The sequence below is a fragment of the Clostridium sp. Cult2 genome (genome assembly GCF_021655075.1).
Taxonomy (GTDB): Bacteria; Bacillota; Clostridia; order Tissierellales; family Tepidimicrobiaceae; genus Schnuerera.
This window is the reverse complement of the sequence record NZ_PPXX01000002.1, coordinates 22,556-43,968: the sequence shown is the minus strand read 5'-3', so window position 1 is coordinate 43,968 and position 21,413 is coordinate 22,556. Positions and strand designations below refer to the sequence as shown.

The 21,413-nt window shown below is 31.3% G+C and carries 22 protein-coding genes, 1 pseudogene and 1 other annotated feature; of the genes and pseudogenes, 16 read left to right on the top strand and 7 right to left on the bottom strand.

Annotated features, from left to right (window positions below):
• Positions 1–53 precede the first annotated feature (53 nt).
• Together C3E90_RS00320 and C3E90_RS00315 are read right to left on the bottom strand one after the other, a co-directional pair.
• Positions 54–1,079, bottom strand: coding sequence for a 3D domain-containing protein (locus tag C3E90_RS00320; protein WP_236913553.1), 1,026 nt, complete (start codon positions 1,077–1,079; stop codon positions 54–56).
• 299 nt (positions 1,080–1,378) lie between these two features.
• Positions 1,379–1,705 (bottom strand): hypothetical protein, encoded by a 327-nt coding sequence (locus C3E90_RS00315; protein WP_236913552.1) that lies wholly within the window; start codon positions 1,703–1,705, stop codon positions 1,379–1,381.
• A gap of 127 nt (positions 1,706–1,832) precedes the next feature.
• Positions 1,833–2,074: a binding site (T-box leader), on the top strand.
• 47 nt (positions 2,075–2,121) lie between these two features.
• On the opposite strand from C3E90_RS00315, the pseudogene metG reads away from it, so the two are divergent.
• The 7 genes and pseudogenes from metG to C3E90_RS00280 form a co-directional block, all read left to right on the top strand.
• Positions 2,122–4,077, top strand: a pseudogene (gene metG, locus C3E90_RS00310) (methionine--tRNA ligase); the annotation flags it as partial.
• Between the two features lie 11 nt (positions 4,078–4,088).
• Entirely contained in the window at positions 4,089–4,853 is a 765-nt protein-coding gene (locus tag C3E90_RS00305) for a TatD family hydrolase (protein ID WP_236913550.1), read from the top strand.
• Between the two features lie 130 nt (positions 4,854–4,983).
• On the top strand, positions 4,984–5,526 hold the full coding sequence (rnmV, locus tag C3E90_RS00300) for a ribonuclease M5 (RefSeq protein ID WP_236913549.1): 543 nt from the start codon (positions 4,984–4,986) through the stop codon (positions 5,524–5,526).
• Positions 5,519–6,388: a 16S rRNA (adenine(1518)-N(6)/adenine(1519)-N(6))-dimethyltransferase RsmA gene (gene rsmA / locus C3E90_RS00295; RefSeq protein WP_236913548.1), complete on the top strand. Its 870-nt coding sequence runs from the start codon at positions 5,519–5,521 to the stop codon at positions 6,386–6,388. Before rnmV ends, rsmA begins: the two co-directional genes overlap by 8 nt.
• A gap of 27 nt (positions 6,389–6,415) precedes the next feature.
• Positions 6,416–7,564, top strand: a complete 1,149-nt coding sequence (locus C3E90_RS00290) for a hypothetical protein (RefSeq protein WP_236913547.1) — start codon at positions 6,416–6,418, stop codon at positions 7,562–7,564.
• A 119-nt stretch (positions 7,565–7,683) separates the two neighbouring features.
• Positions 7,684–7,953: an ArsR/SmtB family transcription factor gene (locus tag C3E90_RS00285; protein WP_236913612.1), complete on the top strand. Its 270-nt coding sequence runs from the start codon at positions 7,684–7,686 to the stop codon at positions 7,951–7,953.
• 226 nt (positions 7,954–8,179) lie between these two features.
• Positions 8,180–8,410, top strand: a complete 231-nt coding sequence (locus tag C3E90_RS00280; RefSeq protein WP_236913546.1) for a glutaredoxin family protein — start codon at positions 8,180–8,182, stop codon at positions 8,408–8,410.
• Positions 8,411–8,466: 56 nt separating this feature from the next.
• Here the strand turns inward: C3E90_RS00280 and C3E90_RS00275 are convergent, their stop codons facing one another.
• Positions 8,467–8,652 carry a DUF1858 domain-containing protein gene (locus C3E90_RS00275; protein ID WP_236913545.1) on the bottom strand — a complete coding sequence of 62 codons (186 nt, stop codon included), beginning with the start codon at positions 8,650–8,652 and terminating at the stop codon, positions 8,467–8,469.
• 157 nt (positions 8,653–8,809) lie between these two features.
• Here C3E90_RS00275 and C3E90_RS00270 point away from each other — a divergent pair, with 157 nt between their 5' ends.
• The 6 genes from C3E90_RS00270 to C3E90_RS00245 all read left to right on the top strand — a co-directional run bounded on the left by C3E90_RS00270 (position 8,810) and on the right by C3E90_RS00245 (position 14,141).
• Positions 8,810–9,193, top strand: a complete 384-nt coding sequence (locus C3E90_RS00270) for a phage holin family protein (protein ID WP_236913544.1) — start codon at positions 8,810–8,812, stop codon at positions 9,191–9,193.
• Positions 9,194–9,314: 121 nt separating this feature from the next.
• Positions 9,315–9,611 (top strand): iron-sulfur cluster biosynthesis family protein, encoded by a 297-nt coding sequence (locus C3E90_RS13550; protein ID WP_442870545.1) that lies wholly within the window; start codon positions 9,315–9,317, stop codon positions 9,609–9,611.
• 311 nt (positions 9,612–9,922) lie between these two features.
• The gene (gene mgtE, locus C3E90_RS00260; RefSeq protein WP_236913542.1) at positions 9,923–11,260 is read left to right on the top strand and encodes a magnesium transporter; all 1,338 of its coding nucleotides are present in this window, start codon (positions 9,923–9,925) and stop codon (positions 11,258–11,260) included.
• Positions 11,261–11,337: 77 nt separating this feature from the next.
• Positions 11,338–12,273 carry a S66 peptidase family protein gene (locus C3E90_RS00255; protein WP_236913541.1) on the top strand — a complete coding sequence of 312 codons (936 nt, stop codon included), beginning with the start codon at positions 11,338–11,340 and terminating at the stop codon, positions 12,271–12,273.
• A 100-nt stretch (positions 12,274–12,373) separates the two neighbouring features.
• Positions 12,374–13,726 (top strand): N-acetylmuramoyl-L-alanine amidase, encoded by a 1,353-nt coding sequence (locus tag C3E90_RS00250; protein WP_236913540.1) that lies wholly within the window; start codon positions 12,374–12,376, stop codon positions 13,724–13,726.
• A 145-nt stretch (positions 13,727–13,871) separates the two neighbouring features.
• Positions 13,872–14,141, top strand: coding sequence for a Veg family protein (locus C3E90_RS00245; RefSeq protein WP_236913539.1), 270 nt, complete (start codon positions 13,872–13,874; stop codon positions 14,139–14,141).
• 72 nt (positions 14,142–14,213) lie between these two features.
• Here the strand turns inward: C3E90_RS00245 and C3E90_RS00240 are convergent, their stop codons facing one another.
• From C3E90_RS00240 to speD, 4 genes are all read right to left on the bottom strand, one after another.
• Positions 14,214–15,272 carry an NAD(P)-dependent alcohol dehydrogenase gene (locus C3E90_RS00240; RefSeq protein WP_236913538.1) on the bottom strand — a complete coding sequence of 353 codons (1,059 nt, stop codon included), beginning with the start codon at positions 15,270–15,272 and terminating at the stop codon, positions 14,214–14,216.
• Between the two features lie 125 nt (positions 15,273–15,397).
• Positions 15,398–16,807 (bottom strand): helix-turn-helix transcriptional regulator, encoded by a 1,410-nt coding sequence (locus tag C3E90_RS00235; protein ID WP_236913537.1) that lies wholly within the window; start codon positions 16,805–16,807, stop codon positions 15,398–15,400.
• A gap of 323 nt (positions 16,808–17,130) precedes the next feature.
• On the bottom strand, positions 17,131–17,979 hold the full coding sequence (gene speE / locus C3E90_RS00230; protein WP_236913536.1) for a polyamine aminopropyltransferase: 849 nt from the start codon (positions 17,977–17,979) through the stop codon (positions 17,131–17,133).
• Between the two features lies 1 nt (position 17,980).
• Complete coding sequence (gene speD, locus C3E90_RS00225) at positions 17,981–18,409, bottom strand: adenosylmethionine decarboxylase (protein WP_236913535.1); 429 nt, start codon at positions 18,407–18,409, stop codon at positions 17,981–17,983.
• Between the two features lie 272 nt (positions 18,410–18,681).
• On the opposite strand from speD, the gene C3E90_RS00220 reads away from it, so the two are divergent.
• The 3 genes from C3E90_RS00220 to C3E90_RS00210 all read left to right on the top strand — a co-directional run bounded on the left by C3E90_RS00220 (position 18,682) and on the right by C3E90_RS00210 (position 21,413).
• Positions 18,682–20,223 carry a DUF3794 and LysM peptidoglycan-binding domain-containing protein gene (locus C3E90_RS00220; RefSeq protein ID WP_236913534.1) on the top strand — a complete coding sequence of 514 codons (1,542 nt, stop codon included), beginning with the start codon at positions 18,682–18,684 and terminating at the stop codon, positions 20,221–20,223.
• 58 nt (positions 20,224–20,281) lie between these two features.
• Positions 20,282–21,133 carry a 4-(cytidine 5'-diphospho)-2-C-methyl-D-erythritol kinase gene (ispE, locus tag C3E90_RS00215; RefSeq protein ID WP_236913533.1) on the top strand — a complete coding sequence of 284 codons (852 nt, stop codon included), beginning with the start codon at positions 20,282–20,284 and terminating at the stop codon, positions 21,131–21,133.
• 73 nt (positions 21,134–21,206) lie between these two features.
• A complete protein-coding gene (locus tag C3E90_RS00210) occupies positions 21,207–21,413 on the top strand; it encodes a CLC_0170 family protein (RefSeq protein WP_236913532.1) in 207 nt (68 codons plus the stop codon).

Here is a 21,413-nt window from a genome sequence, read left to right as displayed (position 1 = left end):
GCCCAAGATCCTTCGCTGACGTTTAGGATGACATTTCTTAATTGTCCATTGATTTACTCCAATATATAAACTTTTACTTTTCTTCTACCAAAACGTCTTACTTCCCCAGATGTATTGAAAAATAAGTCTATTTTATTTCCTTTGATAGCTCCACCTGTATCTTCTGCTACACAAAGGCCATAATCTTTACTACCATCAAGGCTTTCCACATACAATCTAGTACCTAAAGGTATTACTCGTGGGTCAACTGCTACAACACCAGGTCTGGCTTTAGTACCGGAGGCTGTAATACCATAATATTTATCTCCAGGTCTTTTACCAGTACTTTGATAGGATAAATCATAAGCAGTTGCTGTCATGGTAATAGCTTTTCTATACCTTATATTACCTCTCGAAGAAGCTATCGTATTTTTTGTTCCCTTTTCCATTATTTTAGGAATAGGTTCCAGAATAGTTTCTTCTCCTATAATGTTTTCTGAAACAAGTTTACCATTTTCGAATACTTTTTTTATCTTTATATTTTTCAATCCATCTTTTCCTTCTTGGATGATTTTCTCTACACCTAAGTCCAGTCTATCAGATTTTCTAACTATATTTTCATAAGGAATGGGCTCTTCAAATTCCTCTATGATTTCTTCAACTTTGATGATTTCAATCTCTGTCTCAGGGTTAATTTCCTCATCAAGATTAGGATAAGTATAATCCTTTTCTCCCAATTCAATATTTAAATCCTTTAATATATCCCGGACTTTAATATGAACGGATTTAATTTCACCCTTTTTATCCCCTAAAGTTAACATATAAGGTTTAGGTGTCTTTATAATTATATTCATGTCGTTTTCCAATTTAGTGTCCAACGGAATATTAATATATGCATCTTTATCTAGAACAATGTCTTCTAGTCTAAGAAGTTCTTCTACTGTATCAGCATAGGTAATAACCTTTTTTTGCTCATCGTCTATAGTGATGGTAACATCCTTTGCTGTATGCATATATACTCCTAAAGATAAACTTGCAGTTATAGCTAAAACAGTCAACATTTTAAAATGGTTAGCCTTTTTTGTTGAAAATTCTTCCATTTTTTTACCTCCCATATTTTGACTAGATAGTATTCTATTCAAAAAGGATTTTGCTGTCAACTTTTTATCCAAATTTTACCATAAAAACGTCCAAAAATAGGTAAAATTCTGATTCAAACTTATTATTTCCCATATTATTCAATATATTCTGAAATTTTTTAAATGCTGATTTAAATCAGCATTATGGAATATTGAAATGGTATAAATTACCTTTTAATAGGTTTAATAATATTAATCCTCAAAGAAATATTAAGTTTTTGTAATAATTAAGAAATGTCCTCAATTTGAGGACATTTCTACTATTTCATTTCTTCTGGGTAATAGATAACCGATTCATCCATATTAATAGGATGAGCAGGTGGATAATTGTAATTAGCAGCTCCATAATCCATGTTCATTGGGTATTCAGGATACATTGGATAATTACCACATTGCATCATACATACCATTATACAATCTCTAAACCTAGGGTCCATCATAGGACAATGCATATATGGCATATTGGGCATATAGGGTTCCATTGGCATAGGCTCTTCATTATAAGGCATTGGCCTTGGTCTACATGGATCCATAGGGTATAAAGGTGGTACTGCAGGATGCCTTTGATTATAATCTTGTGGATACATAAAATCACTCCTTTTATATAGCTAATATCATTATATGTATTAAGAATAGGCTGGTCACAATAATTAAATTATCTTGACAAAACTAAAATTTTCCTGTATATTGATTAAGTAAATAAACCAGTATATAATAAAGGTAATGAAGGGAAGAGTAAGTTTAATCTGATACTTTAGAGAGCTGGGGCAGGTGAAATCCAGCGTTGAAGGTTAATCTGAACATGGCCCCTTAACTTTACAGTCGAAATCAAGTAGATTGTGACGGTTGCACCCGTTACCATGTGCCAGGTTATAATATGTAACCTATGGAGGTTTAAACTGCGAAGTTTAAACGAATTAGAGTGGTAACACGAATTTCAAGCCTTCGTCTCTATATAAAGAGATGGAGGCTTTTTTAATTATTAAAGGTTAAAGAAGGAGGTAAAAATATGAAAAAGTTTTATATTACTACACCTATATATTATCCAAGTGATAATCTTCATATAGGTCATACCTATACAACGGTAGCAGCAGACACATTAAAAAAATTTAAAATAGCCCAAGGTTATGATGCCTATCTTGTAACTGGCTCTGACGAACATGGCCAAAAAATTCAAGAGAAAGCTAAGGAAAACAATATGGAGCCAAAGGAATATGTAGACGGAATAGTAAAGGATATCAAAAAACTTTGGAATATGTTAGAAGTGTCTTATGATGAATTCATAAGGACTACTGACAAGGAACATGAAAAAGCAGTTAAAAAGATATTTAAAAAATTATATGAAAAAGGAGATATTTACAAATCCAATTATGAAGGATTATACTGTACTCCTTGCGAATCCTTTTGGGCTGAAAGTCAATTGGTAGATGGGAAATGTCCAGATTGTGGTAGAGAAGTTCATCTAGCAAAGGAGGAAGCTTACTTTTTCAAACTATCCAAGTATAAGGATAGAATAATTGAACTTTATAAGGAAAATCCACAATTTTTGCAGCCAGAATCCAGAAAAAATGAAATGTTAAACAATTTCTTAAAAGAAGGACTAGAAGACCTATGTGTATCTAGAACTAGTTTTGATTGGGGGATAAAGGTACCTTTTGACCCTAAACATGTGGTATATGTATGGATAGATGCTTTATCATGCTATATAACTGCCTTAGGTTATAGTACAGAAAAGGATGAAAAATTTAGGAAATACTGGCCAGCAGATGTCCATTTAGTAGGAAAAGAAATAGTAAGATTCCATACTATCATATGGCCTGCCTTGTTAATGGCATTAGATTTAGAATTACCTCACAAGGTATTTGGTCATGGTTGGATATTATTTGAAGACGATAAGATGTCAAAATCTAAAGGGAATGTAATCTACCCAGAACCATTAATAGAACTTTATGGGATAGATGCCTTTAGATACTTCCTACTACGAGAATTTTCCTTTGGTCAAGATGGATCTTTCTCAAGAGAAAAGTTTATACAGAGGTTGAACTCGGATTTAGCTAATGATTTAGGAAATTTAGTAAGTAGAACCATCACCATGGTAGAAAAATATAATGGGGGAATAGTTCCCAATCCAACAAAAGAGGAAGATATAGATAATTCCTTAATAGAATTAGCCATAAAGGCCTCAGATAAGGTAGAATATAATATGGATGAATTAAATTACAGTCAAGCTTTAGAAGAAATTTGGAAAGTGGTTAGAAGGACAAATAAATATATAGATGAAACCACTCCATGGATACTAGCAAAAGAAGAGAATAAGGAAAGACTTGACACAGTATTGTATAATTTAACTGAGAGTATAAGGATTATAGGTTTACTTCTCAATCCATTTATGGAAAGGACTTCTAATGAGATATTAAAGCAAATTGGATTTAACCATAATATTAACTGGGAAGATACAAAAGAATGGGGTAAAATAAAACCAGGAACTAAGGTAGAAAAAGGCCAAGTTTTATTCCCAAGATTGGATATTGAAAAAGAATTAGATAGGTTAAATGAAGCCAATCAAAAATTAATTGAGGAGAGGATTAATAAAAAAATGGAAGATAAAAAGATTGAAACTGAATCAAAAGAGGAAGAATTTATAACCATAGAGGATTTTGATAAAATTCAATTAAAAGTAGCAGAAATAATAGAAGCTAAAGACCATCCAAAAGCAGATAAACTATTGATATTAAAATTAAAAGTTGGAGAAGAAGAAAGACAGGTAGTATCAGGTATTAAAAAATTCTATTCACCAGAAGATTTATCAGGGAAAAAAGTAGTAATAGTAGCTAATTTAAAACCAATTAAGCTTAGAGGAGAAGAATCAAAAGGTATGATCTTAGCAGCAGAAAAAGATGGCAAATTAACCCTTGTATCTACTCTAGAAGATATAGAATCGGGTGCTACCATATCATAAGGAGTGAAAAGATGTTAATAGATAGCCATGCACATTTAGATGATGAAAGATTTGATAGGGATAGGGATAGGCTAATTAAATCCTTAAAGGAATTAGGGGTAGATTTAGTGATAAACCCTGGTGCAGACTTGAATTCCAGTATAAAAGCCGTATCCCTATCAGAACAATATGATAATATATATGCTGCAGTGGGGGTACACCCTCACTCAGCTAAAGAAATGGATGATTCTACTATAGAGATATTAAAATCCTTTACCAATAGGGAAAAAGTAGTAGCCATTGGAGAAATTGGATTAGATTATTATTATGATAATTCTCCTAGAGATATTCAGCAAAAAAAGTTTATAGAACAACTCAATTTAGCAAAAGAAGTAGACTTACCCGTTATAATCCATACTAGGGAAGCAGCAAAGGATACCTTCGATATAATAAAAGAAGCCCAAGATGGTAGTTTAGAAGGAGTTATGCATTGTTTTTCAGGCAGTGTAGAAATGGCCATGGAATATATTAAATTAGGGTTCTATATATCCTTGGGAGGTCCTGTAACCTTTAAAAATGCTAGGGTATCAAAGGAAGTGGCAAAAGCTATACCATTAGATAAGCTAATGATAGAAACAGACGCTCCCTATTTAACGCCAGAACCCTACAGAGGTAAAAGAAATGAACCCTTCTACGTAAGATACGTAGCAGGAATGATAGCTGAACTAAGAGGAATAACTTTTGAAGAAGTAGCAACAAAAACATCGGAAAATGCAAGGCAATTATTTAATATTTAGGGAATGAACAATAAACAATTGTCCTTTTAAATATTGGATACATTTAATGTATATAGAATGAAAATTTTGGGACAGCGAGAACCGTCCCTGTTGTCCCACCTGTTGTCCCAAAAAGAGGGGTGTGTTTCTTTTGATAAAGGAAATAATAATAGTAGAAGGAAAAGACGATATTACAGCAGTGAAAAATGCAGTTGAAGCTGAGGTAATCGCCACTGGTGGTTTCGGTTATGATAGAGAATTTATAGAAAATTTAAAAGTAATTGCTAATAAAAGAGGCATAATAATTCTAACGGACCCAGACCATGCAGGAGAGAAAATAAGAAAAAACCTATGTAAGTATATCAAAAACTGTAAACATGCCTTCTTGCCCCAAGGGAAGGCCTTAAAAAAAGGGGATATTGGAATAGAAAATGCTACAAAAGAGGATATTATTGAGGCTATTAATAAAGCTAGACCTATAATCACAGAAAAAAGAGAAGAGTTTACCAAAGAGGATTTAATGGAATTGGGATTAATAGGTGGTTTAAATAGTCAACAGAAAAGGGAGATATTAGGAAACATTTTAGGAATAGGTTATGCAAATTCTAAACAGTTTCTTAATAGGTTAAACAATTTCGGTATAACTAGAGAAGAATTTATTAAAGCTTTGGAGATGATGGAAGAATATGAATAACGAAAGATTATATTCTCCTAAATATATTAGAGAAATATTGGATAAATATGGGTTTAGATTTTCAAAGAGCTTAGGACAAAATTTTCTCATAGATGGAAATATTGTTCGAAAAATTGCCCAAGAAGGGAATATTACAAAAGAGGATTATGTATTGGAAATAGGCCCGGGTATTGGCACTTTAACAGAAGAGTTAGCTTTAAATGCAAAAAAAGTAGTTGGAGTAGAATTGGATAAGAGCTTGCTTCCCATATTAGAGGAAACTCTGAAAGATTATGATAATGTAGAAATAATTCATGGAGATATACTAAAGGTAGATATTAAAGGATTAATAGAAGAGAAATTAGGAGGAGGTCCAATTAAAGTGGTAGCCAATCTGCCTTATTATGTGACCACCCCTATTATTGCAAAACTAATAGAAGAAGATTTAAATATTGAATCCATAATAATAATGATACAAAAAGAAGTAGCTCATAGAATAATAGCTTCTCCTGGAAACAAACAATATGGTTCTCTTTCAGTATTTGTAAATTTTTACACCTATCCAGAAATATTGATTACAGTACCTAAGACCGTATTTATGCCTCAACCTAAAGTGGATTCGGCAGTAATCAAACTGGAGTTGAAAGAAGAATTACCTGAGGTAGATAGGAAAGTATTTTTTCAAGTAGTAAAGACTGCTTTCAGTAAAAGAAGAAAGACCCTATTAAACTCCCTATCTTCTAATCCATGGGGATTGGATAAAGAACAGATTAGGGAAACATTAATCAAGGCCAATATACCTCTAGAAATAAGGGCAGAAAATTTAAAAATTGAAGATTTTGTTAAGATTAGTAAAACATTACCCTCCTTAGACATATATTAGTATAAAGATTAAAAAGGAGGGTTATTTATGTCAATGGAATATACATACTTTAGAAAGTATATTATATTAAAGAACGATTATACAAATATTAGCAATATAAACCCAAAAGGACATGCAAAATTAGAAGTAAGGGGCAACAAAGGGATTATAAGCTTCAATCTAGAGAATTGTGAGAATGAGGAATACTACCGAGCATATCTATTAAAAGAAAGAAATGGTAAAATCTATGAAGAAGATTTAGGCAGAATATTTACAGATGAAAGGGGAAAATTTAGAGCCAATATAAACCTAAATCTAAAAGAATTAGAATCAAAGGGCTTTTCAATAAACAAAATAGATGCTATCCTTATAAGAAAGGGTATAAATGTATTACTAGGTGGATATGTTGAAAAAGACAATGGAACTATAGATAGGTTAATAAAAGAACTTTTATCAGGGGATAAGCAAGAAGTACATTATGAAGAGCCAGAAGCAGTAGATGAAGCCGTAGAGGAAGTCATTGACCTCCATGAAGAAGAATCAGAAGCTATAGAAGAAGCAGTAGAAGAAGTCATTGACCTTCATGAAGAAGAACCAGAGGCCATAGAAGAAGCCGTAGAGGAAGTCTTTGACCTACCGAAAGAAGAGCCAGAAACTATAGAAGAAGTAGTAGAGGAAGTCTCTGACTTCCAGGAAGAAGAATCACATAGGGAAAGCTATGAGTCTATAGAATATGCTAGAAGATTAAACCATAAAAATCAAATGACTAATTATATATTGAGCATATTAAGATTTTTCCCACAGGTACAGCCTTTAAAAATATATCTCCATAATTATAGTTGGTGGAGAATAGAAGATGACGGTACAGAACCTTATAGAGGATTTTTACCCTATTACAATTATTTGATGAGCGCTGATTATAAATATCCTTTCCTGTACAATTCAGCTACCTGTATGAATCAAATAAAAAAATATGGTCATTATCTATTTGGATTATATAAAGAAAAGCAGGAAACTAAATACTATGTTTACGGAGTACCTGGAAAATTTACCCTAGAGGAACATCCCTTTAGAGGTATTACAGGGTTTAATACTTGGTATGATTCAGTGGATGGAGTAGGTTATTGGGTGTTATACATTGATCCTATAACTGGTAAAGTAATCCATCCAATAAATCCAATGGTACCATCTCGTTAAGCCATAAACCCTAAGAAGGGAGGTAAATCACCATAAACCAAAAGAAAATATGCCATGAACCTATTGCAGGTGTGGCAACATTAAAAAAAATAAAGGAAAGCCTATACAAAGAAGATGTTATGAATCAATTAGCTCAAACCTTTAAAGCCTTAGCAGACCCTACCAGACTTAAGATTATCTATGTTTTATCAAAATCTTCTCTTTGTGTATGTGATATTGCAAACTTATTGGACATGACTCAGTCAGCAATATCTCACCACTTAAGGCTCCTTAGAAATTTAAGACTTGTAAAATTTAAAAAGGAAGGGAAAACTGTAATCTATTCTCTAGACGATGACCATGTTCTTCAGTTATTTAAACAAGGGTTGGATCATGTTAAACATAATTAATAAAAAAGATGAGGGCCATAATATTTCCCTCATTTTTTTATATTATAGTACTTTATTAATAACATGTAAATCCACTTAAAAGAGGTTCAAATAATTAATATGATTAATGATTGGATTTAAGGGTAGCATATAAGCATGAAGTACAATAAACAACTTGACACAAGATACCCTGTGGGGGTATAATATGTATTGTAAATATAATTAGTATATTTAAGGAGGAATTCAAATGTCAAATGTAGTAATTTTCACAAGCAATACTTGTCCATATTGTATAGCAGCAAAAGACTATTTAGATGAAAAAGGAGTATCTTATACAGAAAAAAATATTCAAACAGATAAAGATGCAAGAAAAGAGTTAATGAGTATGGGACATATGGGTGTTCCAGTGCTATTAATTGATGGAGAAGAAATAGTTGGTTTTGACAAAGCAAGAATAGATCAAATGCTAGACAAATAGAGTAATTAGGTAAGTAAAAATAATCTCCCCTTTTAATTAAAAGGGGAGATTATTTTTTATTCATTTAAAGCTTTTAACAGTTGAGACAAATCTATACCATGAACCATTGCGGCTTCTTCTATACTTTCCATTTGGCTGGCAGGACATCCAATACATCCTAATCCAAATCTTAATAGGGTATCTACTGATTCTGGTTTATTACGAATTATTTCTCCTACCAACATATCTTTAGTGATTTCCATTTTGTTGCCTCCTTATATATGATTTAATTTATATCTTACCATAAATTATATACCTTTTACATAATAAATATATCATATGTTCAGAATAAATTAAATATTTATTTTAAAATGTATAAAAAACTTTAAAATGGTTATTCTTATATCAGGAGGTGAAGAAATGGATAATAATGACAAAAATAGAGAGAGGACAGACAATAGAACTAGAGATTGGGATATAGGTGAGATTTTAATAAGAATTTTGGTTACTGCAATAGTAGTTGGAATTGCAGCATTCCTAACACCCGGATTTTCAATAAATAATTTATGGAGCTTAATTTTAGCGGCGGTAGTCATAGCATTATTAGACTATCTAATACAGAAATTTACTGGAGTAAATGCAACACCTTTTGGTAGAGGCATTACTGGTTTTATTGTAGCCGCAATTATTCTTTATGCTACCAAATTTATAGTACCAGGATTTAATATATCCGTATGGGGAGCAATAATTGGAGCCTTAGTAATAGGTATAATAGATGTAATAATCCCAGGAAGAGCAATGTAATAAAAAAACCCTCTAACTTTAGTTAGGGGGTTGAAATTTTTTTATTTATGATATACAATGATTAAGGATACCATGGTGGGGTATATAGAATATAGTAAAATAATAGTGGGAGGAAAGTATAATGAAGATTGAATTAACTGAAACAGCTCAAAAAGAGCTTAAAAAAGTATTGGATTCAAGAAAGGATAAAAAACCTTTAAGAATTTATATCGCAGGCTATGGTTGAGGTGGTCCATCATTTGGATTGGCTCTGGATGAGCTTAAAGAAGGAGATGCCTCAATAGATGTAGGCGAATATACATTTTTAATAGAAGATTATTTAACAGAGAGTTTTGGAGCTTTCACTATAGATTATAGTGATAATTGGTTAAGAAAAGGATTTACAATAATACCAGATAGAGGAGTTTCATCCTGTTAACAATATTTCATTTGGGAATAGGCAAAGATTTAATTGCCTGTTCCCAATTTTTTTTATTTGCATAATATTTAATAAAAGATAGATTATGTGCTACAATAATAGAAGATGAAAAATTATTCTTGAAAATCCTATAGAAATTTAATAATCTATAGTTGTATCAAAAAATAAATTTCCCTAGGAGGAATGTGGGGGTGATGATTAGTGGATTCTGGTCCTTTGCCTAGGTTTAGTGTAAATATTATTAGACAAAAATTTAATAGGGAGAACCCTAGTCATTACCATAAACTAGAGTTCTTCCAAGGGGGGTTAATATGGATGAAAGAAGATTAAAACAATTAATTGCAGAAAAGAAATATGTTACATTAAAAAGAGAATTGGAAGAATTGAATGAGGTTGATATAGCTGAACTGTTAGAAGATCTTGATATTCATACTGCCTTATTGATATTTAGGATGTTATCTAAAGATTTAGCTGTAGACGTATTTGCTCATTTTTCCTTAGAACAACAGAGAGACATTATTGGGTTGGTAACGGATAAAGAGCTAAAACATATTGTGGAAGAACTGTTTTTTGATGATATGGTAGATATTATAGAGGAAATGCCTGCCAATGTGGTTAAGAAAATTTTATTACATGCAAAAGAAGAGGAAAGAAATTTAATTAATCAGTTTTTAAGATATCCACCAGATTCAGCAGGCAGTATAATGACCATAGAATATGTAGACCTAAAAAAAGGAATGACAGTAGAAGAAGCCCTAAGCCATATTAAAGAAACAGGTCTTGATAAAGAGACGGTATATACATGTTATGTAACGGATAAGAATAGAAAGTTGGAAGGTATAGTCTCTTTGCGGAAATTGGTCATAAGTAATGGGGAAGAAACCATTGAAGATATTATGGATAGGGATGTTATATTCGTCCATACCCACGATGATCAAGAAACTGTAGCAGGAATATTTAAAAGATATGGATTTTTAGCATTACCTGTAGTAGATAAAGAAAATAGATTAACAGGAATAATAACTGTTGACGATATTATAGATGTAATCGACCAGGAAACGACAGAGGACTTTCAAAGGATGGCAGCTATGTCCCCAACAGAGGAAAAATATCTTGATGCTAGTATTTTTAGTCTTGCTAAGCATAGGATTATATGGCTATTAGTTCTTATGGTTTCTGCTACTTTTACTGGGGGTATAATAAGAAAATTTGAGGATATACTCCAGACTGTAGTAGTATTAACCGCCTTCATACCAATGTTAATGGACACTGGAGGTAATTCAGGTAGCCAATCCTCAACTTTGATAATCAGGGGTCTGGCATTAGAAGAAATAGATTTAAAAGATATAGGAAAGGTTATATGGAAAGAATTTAGAATTAGTATAGTAGTGGGAATAGCCCTAGGTGTAGTTAACTTTTTTAGGATTTATTTATTCGATGATGTAGGTTTATTGGTATCTTTTACAGTGTCTATCACTCTGTTTATTACAGTGGTCATATCCAAAGTAATAGGTGGTATATTGCCTATGGTAGCTAAAAAGCTAAATATAGATCCAGCCATAATGGCAGGTCCTCTTATTACAACAATTGTAGATGCTTTAAGTTTAGTAGTCTATTTTTCAATAGCATCTAGACTATTAAACATATAGACAATAAGTTGGTTTTTACAAAACATGTAGAAACCAACTTATTTATAATATAATAGAAAAGGATTGGGGTGGTTAGAGTGATAAAGCCAATAGCTTTAAAGTTTGGGGATACCATTGGGGTAGTTGCTCCTGCTAGTCCCACTAGTGAAGAAAATGTGGAAAAGTCCTATAATATATTGATGGATATGGGCTTTAGAGTGAAGATGGGGAAAAGTTGTTATGCAAACTATGGATATCTAGCGGGAAATGATAATCTAAGAGCTGAGGATTTAAACCATATGTTTAGAGATAAGGAAGTGGATGGAATAATATGTTTAAGGGGTGGTTATGGAACACCACGAATCTTGGATTTAATAGATTATGAATTGATAAAAGATAATCCAAAGGTATTCATAGGTTATAGCGATATAACCGCTATTCATATTGGAATCAATCAATTATCAAATTTAGTAACTTTCCATGGCCCTATGGTAGCCTCAGATATGATTGAAAATTTTAGCTACTTTTCGAAAAGAAGTTTATATAATTTTATTCTTTACAAAAATGGTGATGGAGTTATTAAAAATCCTTCTGGAGAAGAATTGGAAAGGATTAATGGAGGGGTAGTAGAGGGTACTATTATAGGAGGAAATCTATCTCTAATAGTAGCTACCTTAGGTACTCCTTATGAAATCTGTTTAAAGGATAAGATATTGTTTATTGAAGAAGTAGGAGAAGAACCTTATCGTATAGATCGAATGCTTACCCAATTAAGACTGTCAGGAAAACTAAATGAAGTAGCAGGTATTATATTAGGGGATTTCAATAATTGCATAGCTAAAAATTCAGAATACAATCAATCCCTTACTTTAGAGCAGGTTATAGAGGATATAATAAAACCCATAGGAATACCTACTTTGTCTAATTTAAAAGCAGGCCACTGTGAACCAATGGTAACCCTTCCTTTAGGTATAAAGGTAAAGTTGGATGCTGAATTAAAGGAATTGACTATATTGGATAATCCAGTCTTATAAACAGATTACCCCTTATTCCACATACAATAATTACACCTTATTTATCACTTATTAAACTTTATTTCATAATATGTATTAATAAGGGTTAGGGGGTAATAAAGTGGATAGCTGTTTCAATATTAAGTATTTTAATAAAGAAAAAAACCAAGAAGCGGAAATGCCCCTAGAAAAAATGGTTGGCATATTGTTGAATTTAGAGATGGGTTTTAATTTTCATATAGAAGCTTTAAAAGCACAGGCAATAGTTTTAAGGACTAATCTATTAAAATCTTCTAATCTTATAGAATTGGGAAGTTTTGAAAATATATGGGATAATTACAATGATAATCAAAATACAAAAAAGATAATTAAATCTGTAAACGAGACTAAAGGTATGGTAATTCTATATAACGATAAGCTTATAGATGCAAAATATCATTTAGCTTGTGGAGGAAGTACGGAAAATTCGGAAAATGTAATAGAAAATCAAATCATATATTTGCGTAGGGTTCTATGCCATTATTGTAAGGATTCTATTTTTTGGAGGAATGAAAAAAACTTTAGTATAGAGGAAGTAGAAGAGCTATTGAAAGTTAATTTTCCAAAAGCAGATGTTGATTTAGAATCAGAAATATCAGGTTTTATAGAGGATGTTGAAAGAGATCAACAGGGCAGAGTATTATCCATAAAGGTAGGAAATGAAAGATTTTCTGGTAAAAAATTAATGGAACTTTTAAACCTAAATTCTACAAGGTTTGCCATATTACCAACAGGGGTTAAATTTGTTACCAGAGGTAAGGGGCATGGAATAGGCCTCTGTCAATATGGAGCAGAAAAGATGGCACAAGAAGGTTATTCCTATGTAGATATATTGAAATATTATTATACAGGGGTGGAAATAAAAGAATCTCGGCTTCCTTGTATAAAAAAACCCCTTTATGGGAAAGTAATAGTAATAGACCCAGGACATGGAGGAGATGATGAAGGACATAAAGGGGATTTATTGGGATTAATAGAGAAGAACATAGTTCTTAAATTATCCTTTAAATTGAAATCAAAATTAGAGAGTTTGGGAGTTAGAATCCATTTAACTAGAGAAGGAGACGAAAAAGTTCTTATCACAAAAAGAATAGAACAAGCTAATAATATTCAACCTGATTTTTATATAAGCCTTCATATGGATTATTTTTACAATTCCAAGATGAAAGGTTGTGAAATGTTCCATTTTAGAAAGGATTATAATAGTAAAAAACTGGGTTCATATATATTAAAAAATTTAAATGCCAAACAAATTGTTACGAGAGGGGTAAAGGAAGGCAATTTTTATATTTTTAGAGGAGTAAGTACCAGTTCTTTATTAATAGAAATTGGGTATCTATCAAATCCCCAAGAAGAAATAAAATTTCTAGATGAAAACTATCTAGAAGATTTAACAGAAGGGATAGTTAAAGGAATTTTAGAATATTACCAATAAACAATTGACAAAGAAACCTATTCATAGTATAATATTTGTTTACTTGACATAATAGACGAATTATGATATAATTTTAGCATGAGTGTCCCTTTACACTCCTTCTACCCCCTAGTATTAGGGGAAAAATTGATGGAAGGTGGTTACTTTGTTAGAAAAGAATAACTTAACCAAAATTCGCAAAAACGTAGAAGATTGCGTTGGTAAAAAAGTAATTCTTAAGGCGAACAAGGGAAGAAAGAAAACAACAATTAGAGAAGGCATACTTGAAGAGGCTTATCCTAGCTTGTTTGTAGTAAGGATTTGCAACCAATTCGATTCAGTACGGAGAGTTTCTTACACTTACTCAGATATATTGACAGAGACTGTTGAAGTGACTATTTGCGATGATGAAGAAAGACAAACTAAAATAAGTTAAAAAAAACAAGACCTATAAGTCTTGTTTTTTTTATTTAAATTGCTATTAACTTGTTAGTGAAAGGTAATAGAATTAATCAATATATACTATAGGTTTAATTAAATCATCTTGTTTGTTTTTCATTAAGTATAAAGCTTCTTCTACATGTTCAAAACCGTGGAATTTATGTGTAACTAATTTAGATGGATCAACTCTATTATGTTGTACTAGTTTAATTAATCTTTCCATTCTATCTCTTCCACCTGGAGTTAGACCACCAATTAAGGTCTTGTGAGCCATTCCGCTTCCCCAATCAAGTCTAGGTACTGGAATTATGTCTCCTTCTCCATAGTAGTTTACGTTTGAAACTGTTCCACCAGGTTTAACTATTTTAACTGCTGTTTTCATTATGTCAGAAGTAGCTCCAGCTATTATTACCCTGTCTACTCCTTTTCCATTTGTAAGTTCCATTATTTGATCATCAACAGGTCCATTCTTATAATTTACAATATCAGTAGCGCCATAGAATTTTGCAGCTTCAACTAATGCTTTTCTACTTCCTACTCCAAATATTCTACTTGCACCTAATATTTTTGCACCTGCTACAGACATTAATCCAACTGGGCCTATACCTATTACTGCAACTACGTCACCTAGTTCAATATTTGCTAATTCTGCTCCGTGGAATCCTGTAGTAACCATATCTGTTAGCATAACTGCTGCATCAATTGAAACATCATCTGGAAGAAGAGCTAAGTTCATATCTGCATCATTTACGTGGAAAAATTCTGAAAATACTCCGTCTTTAAAGTTTGAGAATTTCCAGCCTGATAACATACCTACTGAGTGTTGTGGATATCCTTGTTGACTTGGTATGCTTCTCCAGTCTGGTGTTATGGCTGGTACAATAACTTTATCACCTGGTTTGAATTCTTTAACTTCGCTACCTACTTCTACAATCTCTCCAACTGCTTCATGGCCTAAAATCATGTCTTCTCTATCTCCTAGAGCCCCTTCAAATACAGTGTGAATATCTGAAGTACATGGTGAAACAGCTATTGGTTTAACGATTGCATCATAAGGTGCTGCTACAGGCTTATCTTTTTCAATCCAACCAACTTTGTTAATACCTAACATTGCAAAACCTTTCATAAGAATCCCCCCATTAATATATAATAATGATATATCTTTACACTGTTTATTATATAATTAACTAAGATTTAATACTATTGACAGAAATGTGAGATTGTTAAGAAAACAATAAACATATTTGTCGATTATATTTCAAAATAATAGCTAATCTTAGCATTTTTTATTCTTTTATGTATTATTTTCCTAATGGCATTTGTCATATTGAATAATTCGTTACCCTTATAATCTAAATAAAATACCCACTTACTAACAGTCTGGATACCATAACGGAAAATGCAAGAATCCAGAAATTTTTCAATAGTATAAATAAACCATGCCTCTTCCATATAATCAGCCCTCAATCTAATGCTGAGGTTAAAGGAGAGAGAATTAGTTAGTTTGACTATTTGATCAATAATATACCAATTAAATATAACGTGGTTATTTTTTATACAAAAATTACTATGATTTAAAATATCCAATACAATATTTTTAGAAGCATGAGGAATCATTTTTTTATCCATTTTATATAGATATTTTATTTTGGGATAATTTTCAACAAATAGTGAAAATTCAGAATTTTGGCTATTGACATTATAAGGTGTTAAATATTTATCAACATATTCTATAAGGACTTGTCCTATACTATTTAATTCTAAATTATTGTAATCCGTTGCTATTTTTTGATATGTAAAACATTTTTCTTTATATTCTAAAGGCATACAACCAAACCATCGCTTAAAATGGCTATAATAGTATTTAACATCTGAAAATCCACATTTTTCTGAAATTAAAGAGATACTCATATCAGTAGTAAGTAAGAAAAACTGAGATTTTAATACTCTTTCATAACTAATTCGTTCTTGGAAACTGAAGTAACTAATATTCTTCCAGAAATGAGAAAAGTAATTTTTGGTAATAAACTCCCTGGAGGCTACATCTTCTAAAGTTATTTTTCTTGTATAATTTTTTTCGATAAACTTGACAACTCTATGATATCTATCTAATTGGAAAGGACTAATAAAACTATCCTTCTTTTTTAGAAATTGAAGCCAATGAAATTCATATATCATTGAGTATATTAATTGGAATTCAAAATTATCTAGGATCTTCTCCGATAAATGATTGTTATTGACAATTTTATCAAGGAAATTTATCAGCAAATTTTTAAATCGAATTTTATACTCTTTTCTCGTTTTATCATCAAAATTATCCTCTTCTATTTCTACAGGAGTATTAGCAAAACCATTATTCCTAAAGAACATGTATTTTATGTATTCAAATTGTTTTTCAAAATAATCTAAATCAATGTGAAAAACTGCCACTATTGCCCCTGATGAGCTATTAATAGAGTGAATGGCTTTATTGTTGACAAACCAAAAATCACCTTCTTTAACTAAAATATATTCAAAATTGGCAATGACTTCAATGGAGCCCTTTATAGGGAGAAGAATCTCTGTAATATTTTCATGCCAATGAATAGGATATCTATTTATGGATTGTATCCTAATGGAAAAAGGCAGGTTTTTTTTAAACTTAACTTTTTCTACATGCATAGAATACCTCCTGATAATTATAATTCAATTATATCAGATATTAGAGCATTCTACTAGTTAAATACACAACATAAGGGCATAATGACAAAAATCAAAAAAATCGACAAAATGTCAAAAATATCGTATTAAGGTCAGGAATAATTTTATCCCTGACCTTAACATAAATAGGGAAATGAGCAAGTTTCCTTTGCCCATACGGGGAAGAAAGATTTTTTGGAAGTCTTCATTTATAATTATATGTCGAAATTTACCTAAAAGTAAATAGGACTAAGGATGGAGATATTATACAGTTTATGTCTATTTTGGTTAAAATTTAGATTCGTTTAGCTATTATTGATTATATCAAGAATATAATTTGGCAGGTAAAAGGCTCCCCTATGAAGGTTTTCATTATAATATTTAGTTTTTAATCCTAGCTTTTGCCATTCCATAGTTTTCTGGTCTTTAAGGGGATGATATTTTTTGGAGGCAAATCCAAAGAGCCAATTCCCTGATGGATAGGTAGGAATATTAGCTTGATAAGCTGTAGTTATAGGAAAAATACTTTTAAGTTTTTCTATAGCCCTCTGGAATTCTAGCCTGTCTTCTTGAAAATAAGCGGATTCACTTTGATTAACTAGAATCCCGTCATCTTTTAAGGATTTGAAGCAATTATTGTAAAATTCAGTTGTAAAAAGGCCTTCTCCTGGGCCTATAGGGTCTGTAGAATCAATTATAATCAAATCATAAATATTTTCTTTATCTTTAACAAATTCAACTCCATCTTCATAAAAGGTGTTAATCCTGTTATCATTAAATCCACTATTGAGAAAAGGCAAATACTTTTTAGATGCCTTTACTACTTCTTTATCTATTTCCACAAAATCAATTGTGTCCACAGTTTTATATCTTATCAATTCCCTTAAAGTTCCACCGTCACCAGCACCTATGACCAATACATTTTTAATATTGGGATTTATAGCCAAGGGAACATGGACTATCATCTCGTGATATACAAATTCATCCTTTTCTGTTAGCATGATATATCCATCAATAATCAATACTTTGCCATATTCATAGGTATCTAATATATCTATTTTTTGAAAAGCACTTTGGATAGAATATATATGTTCTTTTACTTTTATAGAAAATTTACTATTTTTATTGTGCAATTCACTAAACCAAAGTTCCATTTTATCCCCCCAATCCTTTAGTTTGTGGTTTATACACTATATTATTATATTTACCATTAGAGTAGTAATAGATTTTATTTACTTCCCCTCTATCTATTTCAAAGGTTTCTGTCTTTTCTGCCTTTAATTTGTCATTTAAATATTGGAAAGCAATCCAAGGGTCCACTTCTTCACCGCAGGTAAATAAATCTATGGCAGCATATCCATATTCAGGCCAAGTGTGTATGGTTAAATGGGATTCTTGAATGACTACAACTCCACTTACACCCCAAGGATTAAAGGTGTGGAAAACTGATTTTACTACGGTAGCCTTTGCTTTATTAGCAGCTTCTACCATATATTTTTCTATTAATTGAGCATCATTTAGCAGTTGATTATCGCAATTGTAGAATTCGACTAAAATATGCCTTCCTAGTCTTCTATCCTCCATTTAAGTAACCCCTTTCTTAATAATTTGCGTAGTAATAGTGACTAATAAGTTTAGTATTACTAAACTTAAAGATAAAAAAATAATATTTACTAACAATAAACTTTTAGTTTAGAATAGATAAACAATTTTAGTACTATTATAGTACTAATAATAATGTCCAGTGTCAATATTTTTTTAAAAATTTGCTTTAAAATTTTATTCATTTTTTTGGACATTAACACATATACTTTTTCATAGGATATATAAAGTAGATAAATAGAGGAGGTTGGAACATGGAAATAATCAAGGACATCCTAAAGGTGGAAGAACAGAAAGGTTATGAAGAGATTGAATCTTTAGTTGAAACGGAAATATACTTAGACCAAACGAAGGCTGAGGTAGGAAATATTCTTTGGGCTGATGGGAAAATTGAAATTTTAAGCACAAAGATTATTACGGATAAAATATTGGTAAACGGCTTAATAAAATTTAAGGTAATCTATAAATCCAATGAAGAAGAATTAAATATATACACCGTAGAAACCAATAGGGATTTTAGGGAAGAAATAGAGATTGGTGGAGTAACAGAAGTAATGGCAGGAGAAGTAAAATCAAGCCTAGAATATATAGAGTATGAACAAGAAGATGAAAGAAAGATTTCTCTAAAGGCGTTTATTAAATTGATGGGAAAGGTTGAGGAAACCAATTTGGTTGAGATAATACAAGGGGTTACAAAAGATGAAAGCCTTCAAGTGTTAAAAGAAAAAGTTAAATACAACGATGTATTAGGAAGAGAAGAATCCTACGCTTTAATACAGGAAGCCTTTGAGATAGGAGAAAATCAGCCTACTATAGAAGAAATCCTCAAAGTAGACTTACATCCTTATGAGAAAGAATACAGTATTTCTGCTGACAGAATAATATTATCTGGTATAGTTGAAGCCTCCATAATCTATTTTGGAGGGAACAAACTTAACTCTATAAAAAAGGAAATTCCCTTTACCCATTTCATAGAATTAACCAACCTAGAATATGATTCCAAATGTCAGTTAAATATGGAAGTGGTAAGTGGCGAATATGAAATAAGGGAGAATCTTCAAGGGGATTTAAAAATTGTAGATTTGGAGATAAAAGTTAAGATTGGCTCTAAAATATATAACCAAAAAGAAAAAGAAGTAATAATCGATGCTTATTCTACTAACAGAAAGATTAATCTAGAAACTGAAGAAATAAGGGTAATAGAAAATATTAAGGATATTATCGATAGGGAAAACATTTCAAAGGATTTGACAGGCAAAGGATTTAAAGAAATATATACCATAGAAGCCAATCCTGTTATAATCGATAATCAATATGTAGAAGATAAGATAATGGTAGAAGGCATACTTACATTAAATATCTATTATTTGGATGATATAAAGGATGAAATAATGACTCTAAAAGAAGAGGTGCCCTTTAAATCCTATATTACAACTGAAGGGTTAAACAAAGATATTATTATCAATACGGAAACCAATTTAGAAGATTTAAATTATAATCTTAGGGGTGATACCCTTTCCATAAATGGAACCCTAAAAAATCATATATTTATCAATAGAGAGAGAAAGATTAATATAGTAAGTGAAATAGAAGAAACAGAAGTTTTAATAGACAAGAAGAATAGGCCTAGCATAATCATTTACATGGTTCAAAGAGATGACATCCTCTGGGACATAGCTAAACGTTATAATACTACTGTTGATGAGATAATAGAATCAAACAATATTATTTCACCATCAAATTTAATGCCAGGAGAAAAAATCATCATCGAAAAGAAAGTTGATGTGGAATTCTAGTAGAAAACATGGTTTTATGATATAATGTATCCGTCAGTTTACTAAAAGGAGAATATATATGAATGAAATAGCCTTAAAATCCTTTGGCAAAATAAACTTAGCCTTAGATGTACTATATAAAAGAGATGACGGATATCACGAAATAAACACTTTAATGCAACAAATAGACCTGGGAGACAATATTATTTTAAGGAATAGGGAAAAAGGGATTGAAATTGAGTGTAATGATAAAGATGTTCCTTTAGATAGTACTAATTTAGCTTATAGGGCTTGGGAGAAGATAATAGAAAGAACTGGTATAAACAAAGGGGTTCATATAATTATAGACAAAAAAATTCCCGTAGCAGCAGGATTAGCTGGAGGTAGTTCTAATGGTGCAACAGTACTTAAAGGGTTAAACCAGTTGTGGGAATTAAACCTATCAGAAAAGGAACTGATGGAAATAGGCTTGGAAATTGGAGCTGATATCCCCTTTTGTATAATGGGTGGGACTGCATGGGGAAAAGGTGTTGGAGAAAAGCTAACTAGACTAAAAAGCTTCTCCAATAAGATGATTCTTTTAGCCAATGTAGGAATACCTATATCTACAGCCCATGTATATAATAGATTAAATCTAAATAGTGTTAATACTAGAATTGATATAGAAGGAATAGTCAAACATATGGAAGAAGACAACCTACCTAAACTGGCAGAAAACATGGCAAATATTATGGAAGGGGTAGTTATAGAAAAATACCCTATAGTAGGGAAACTAAAAAGGGAAATGATTAATTGGGGAGCCTTAGGCAGTATAATGAGCGGTAGTGGTCCTACCGTATTTGGATTGTTTGACGATGAAGAAAAATTAATTAGGTGTAAACATGAATTAGAAAAGAAAATTGATAAGGTATATATAACGAGGACCCTTTAAATATAAGGGTCTCAAATGGTGAATAATTAACCCACTTTCTGTTAATTATATATATTAGCAGGAGGTGGGTTTTTTGTATAAAATTGTTGGCCTTCTAAAAGATATATTCGATAATTTAACCATAGTTATGATTATACTAGTAGCATTGTTCTTACTATTTATAGATGGACCTAATTATAAAAACAGAGGTTTTACTAAAGAATATAGAATAGTACAGATTATCTCTTATTCCTATATAGTTCTTGGAATAATTTTATTTATTTTTTTAAGAATTGCCTAG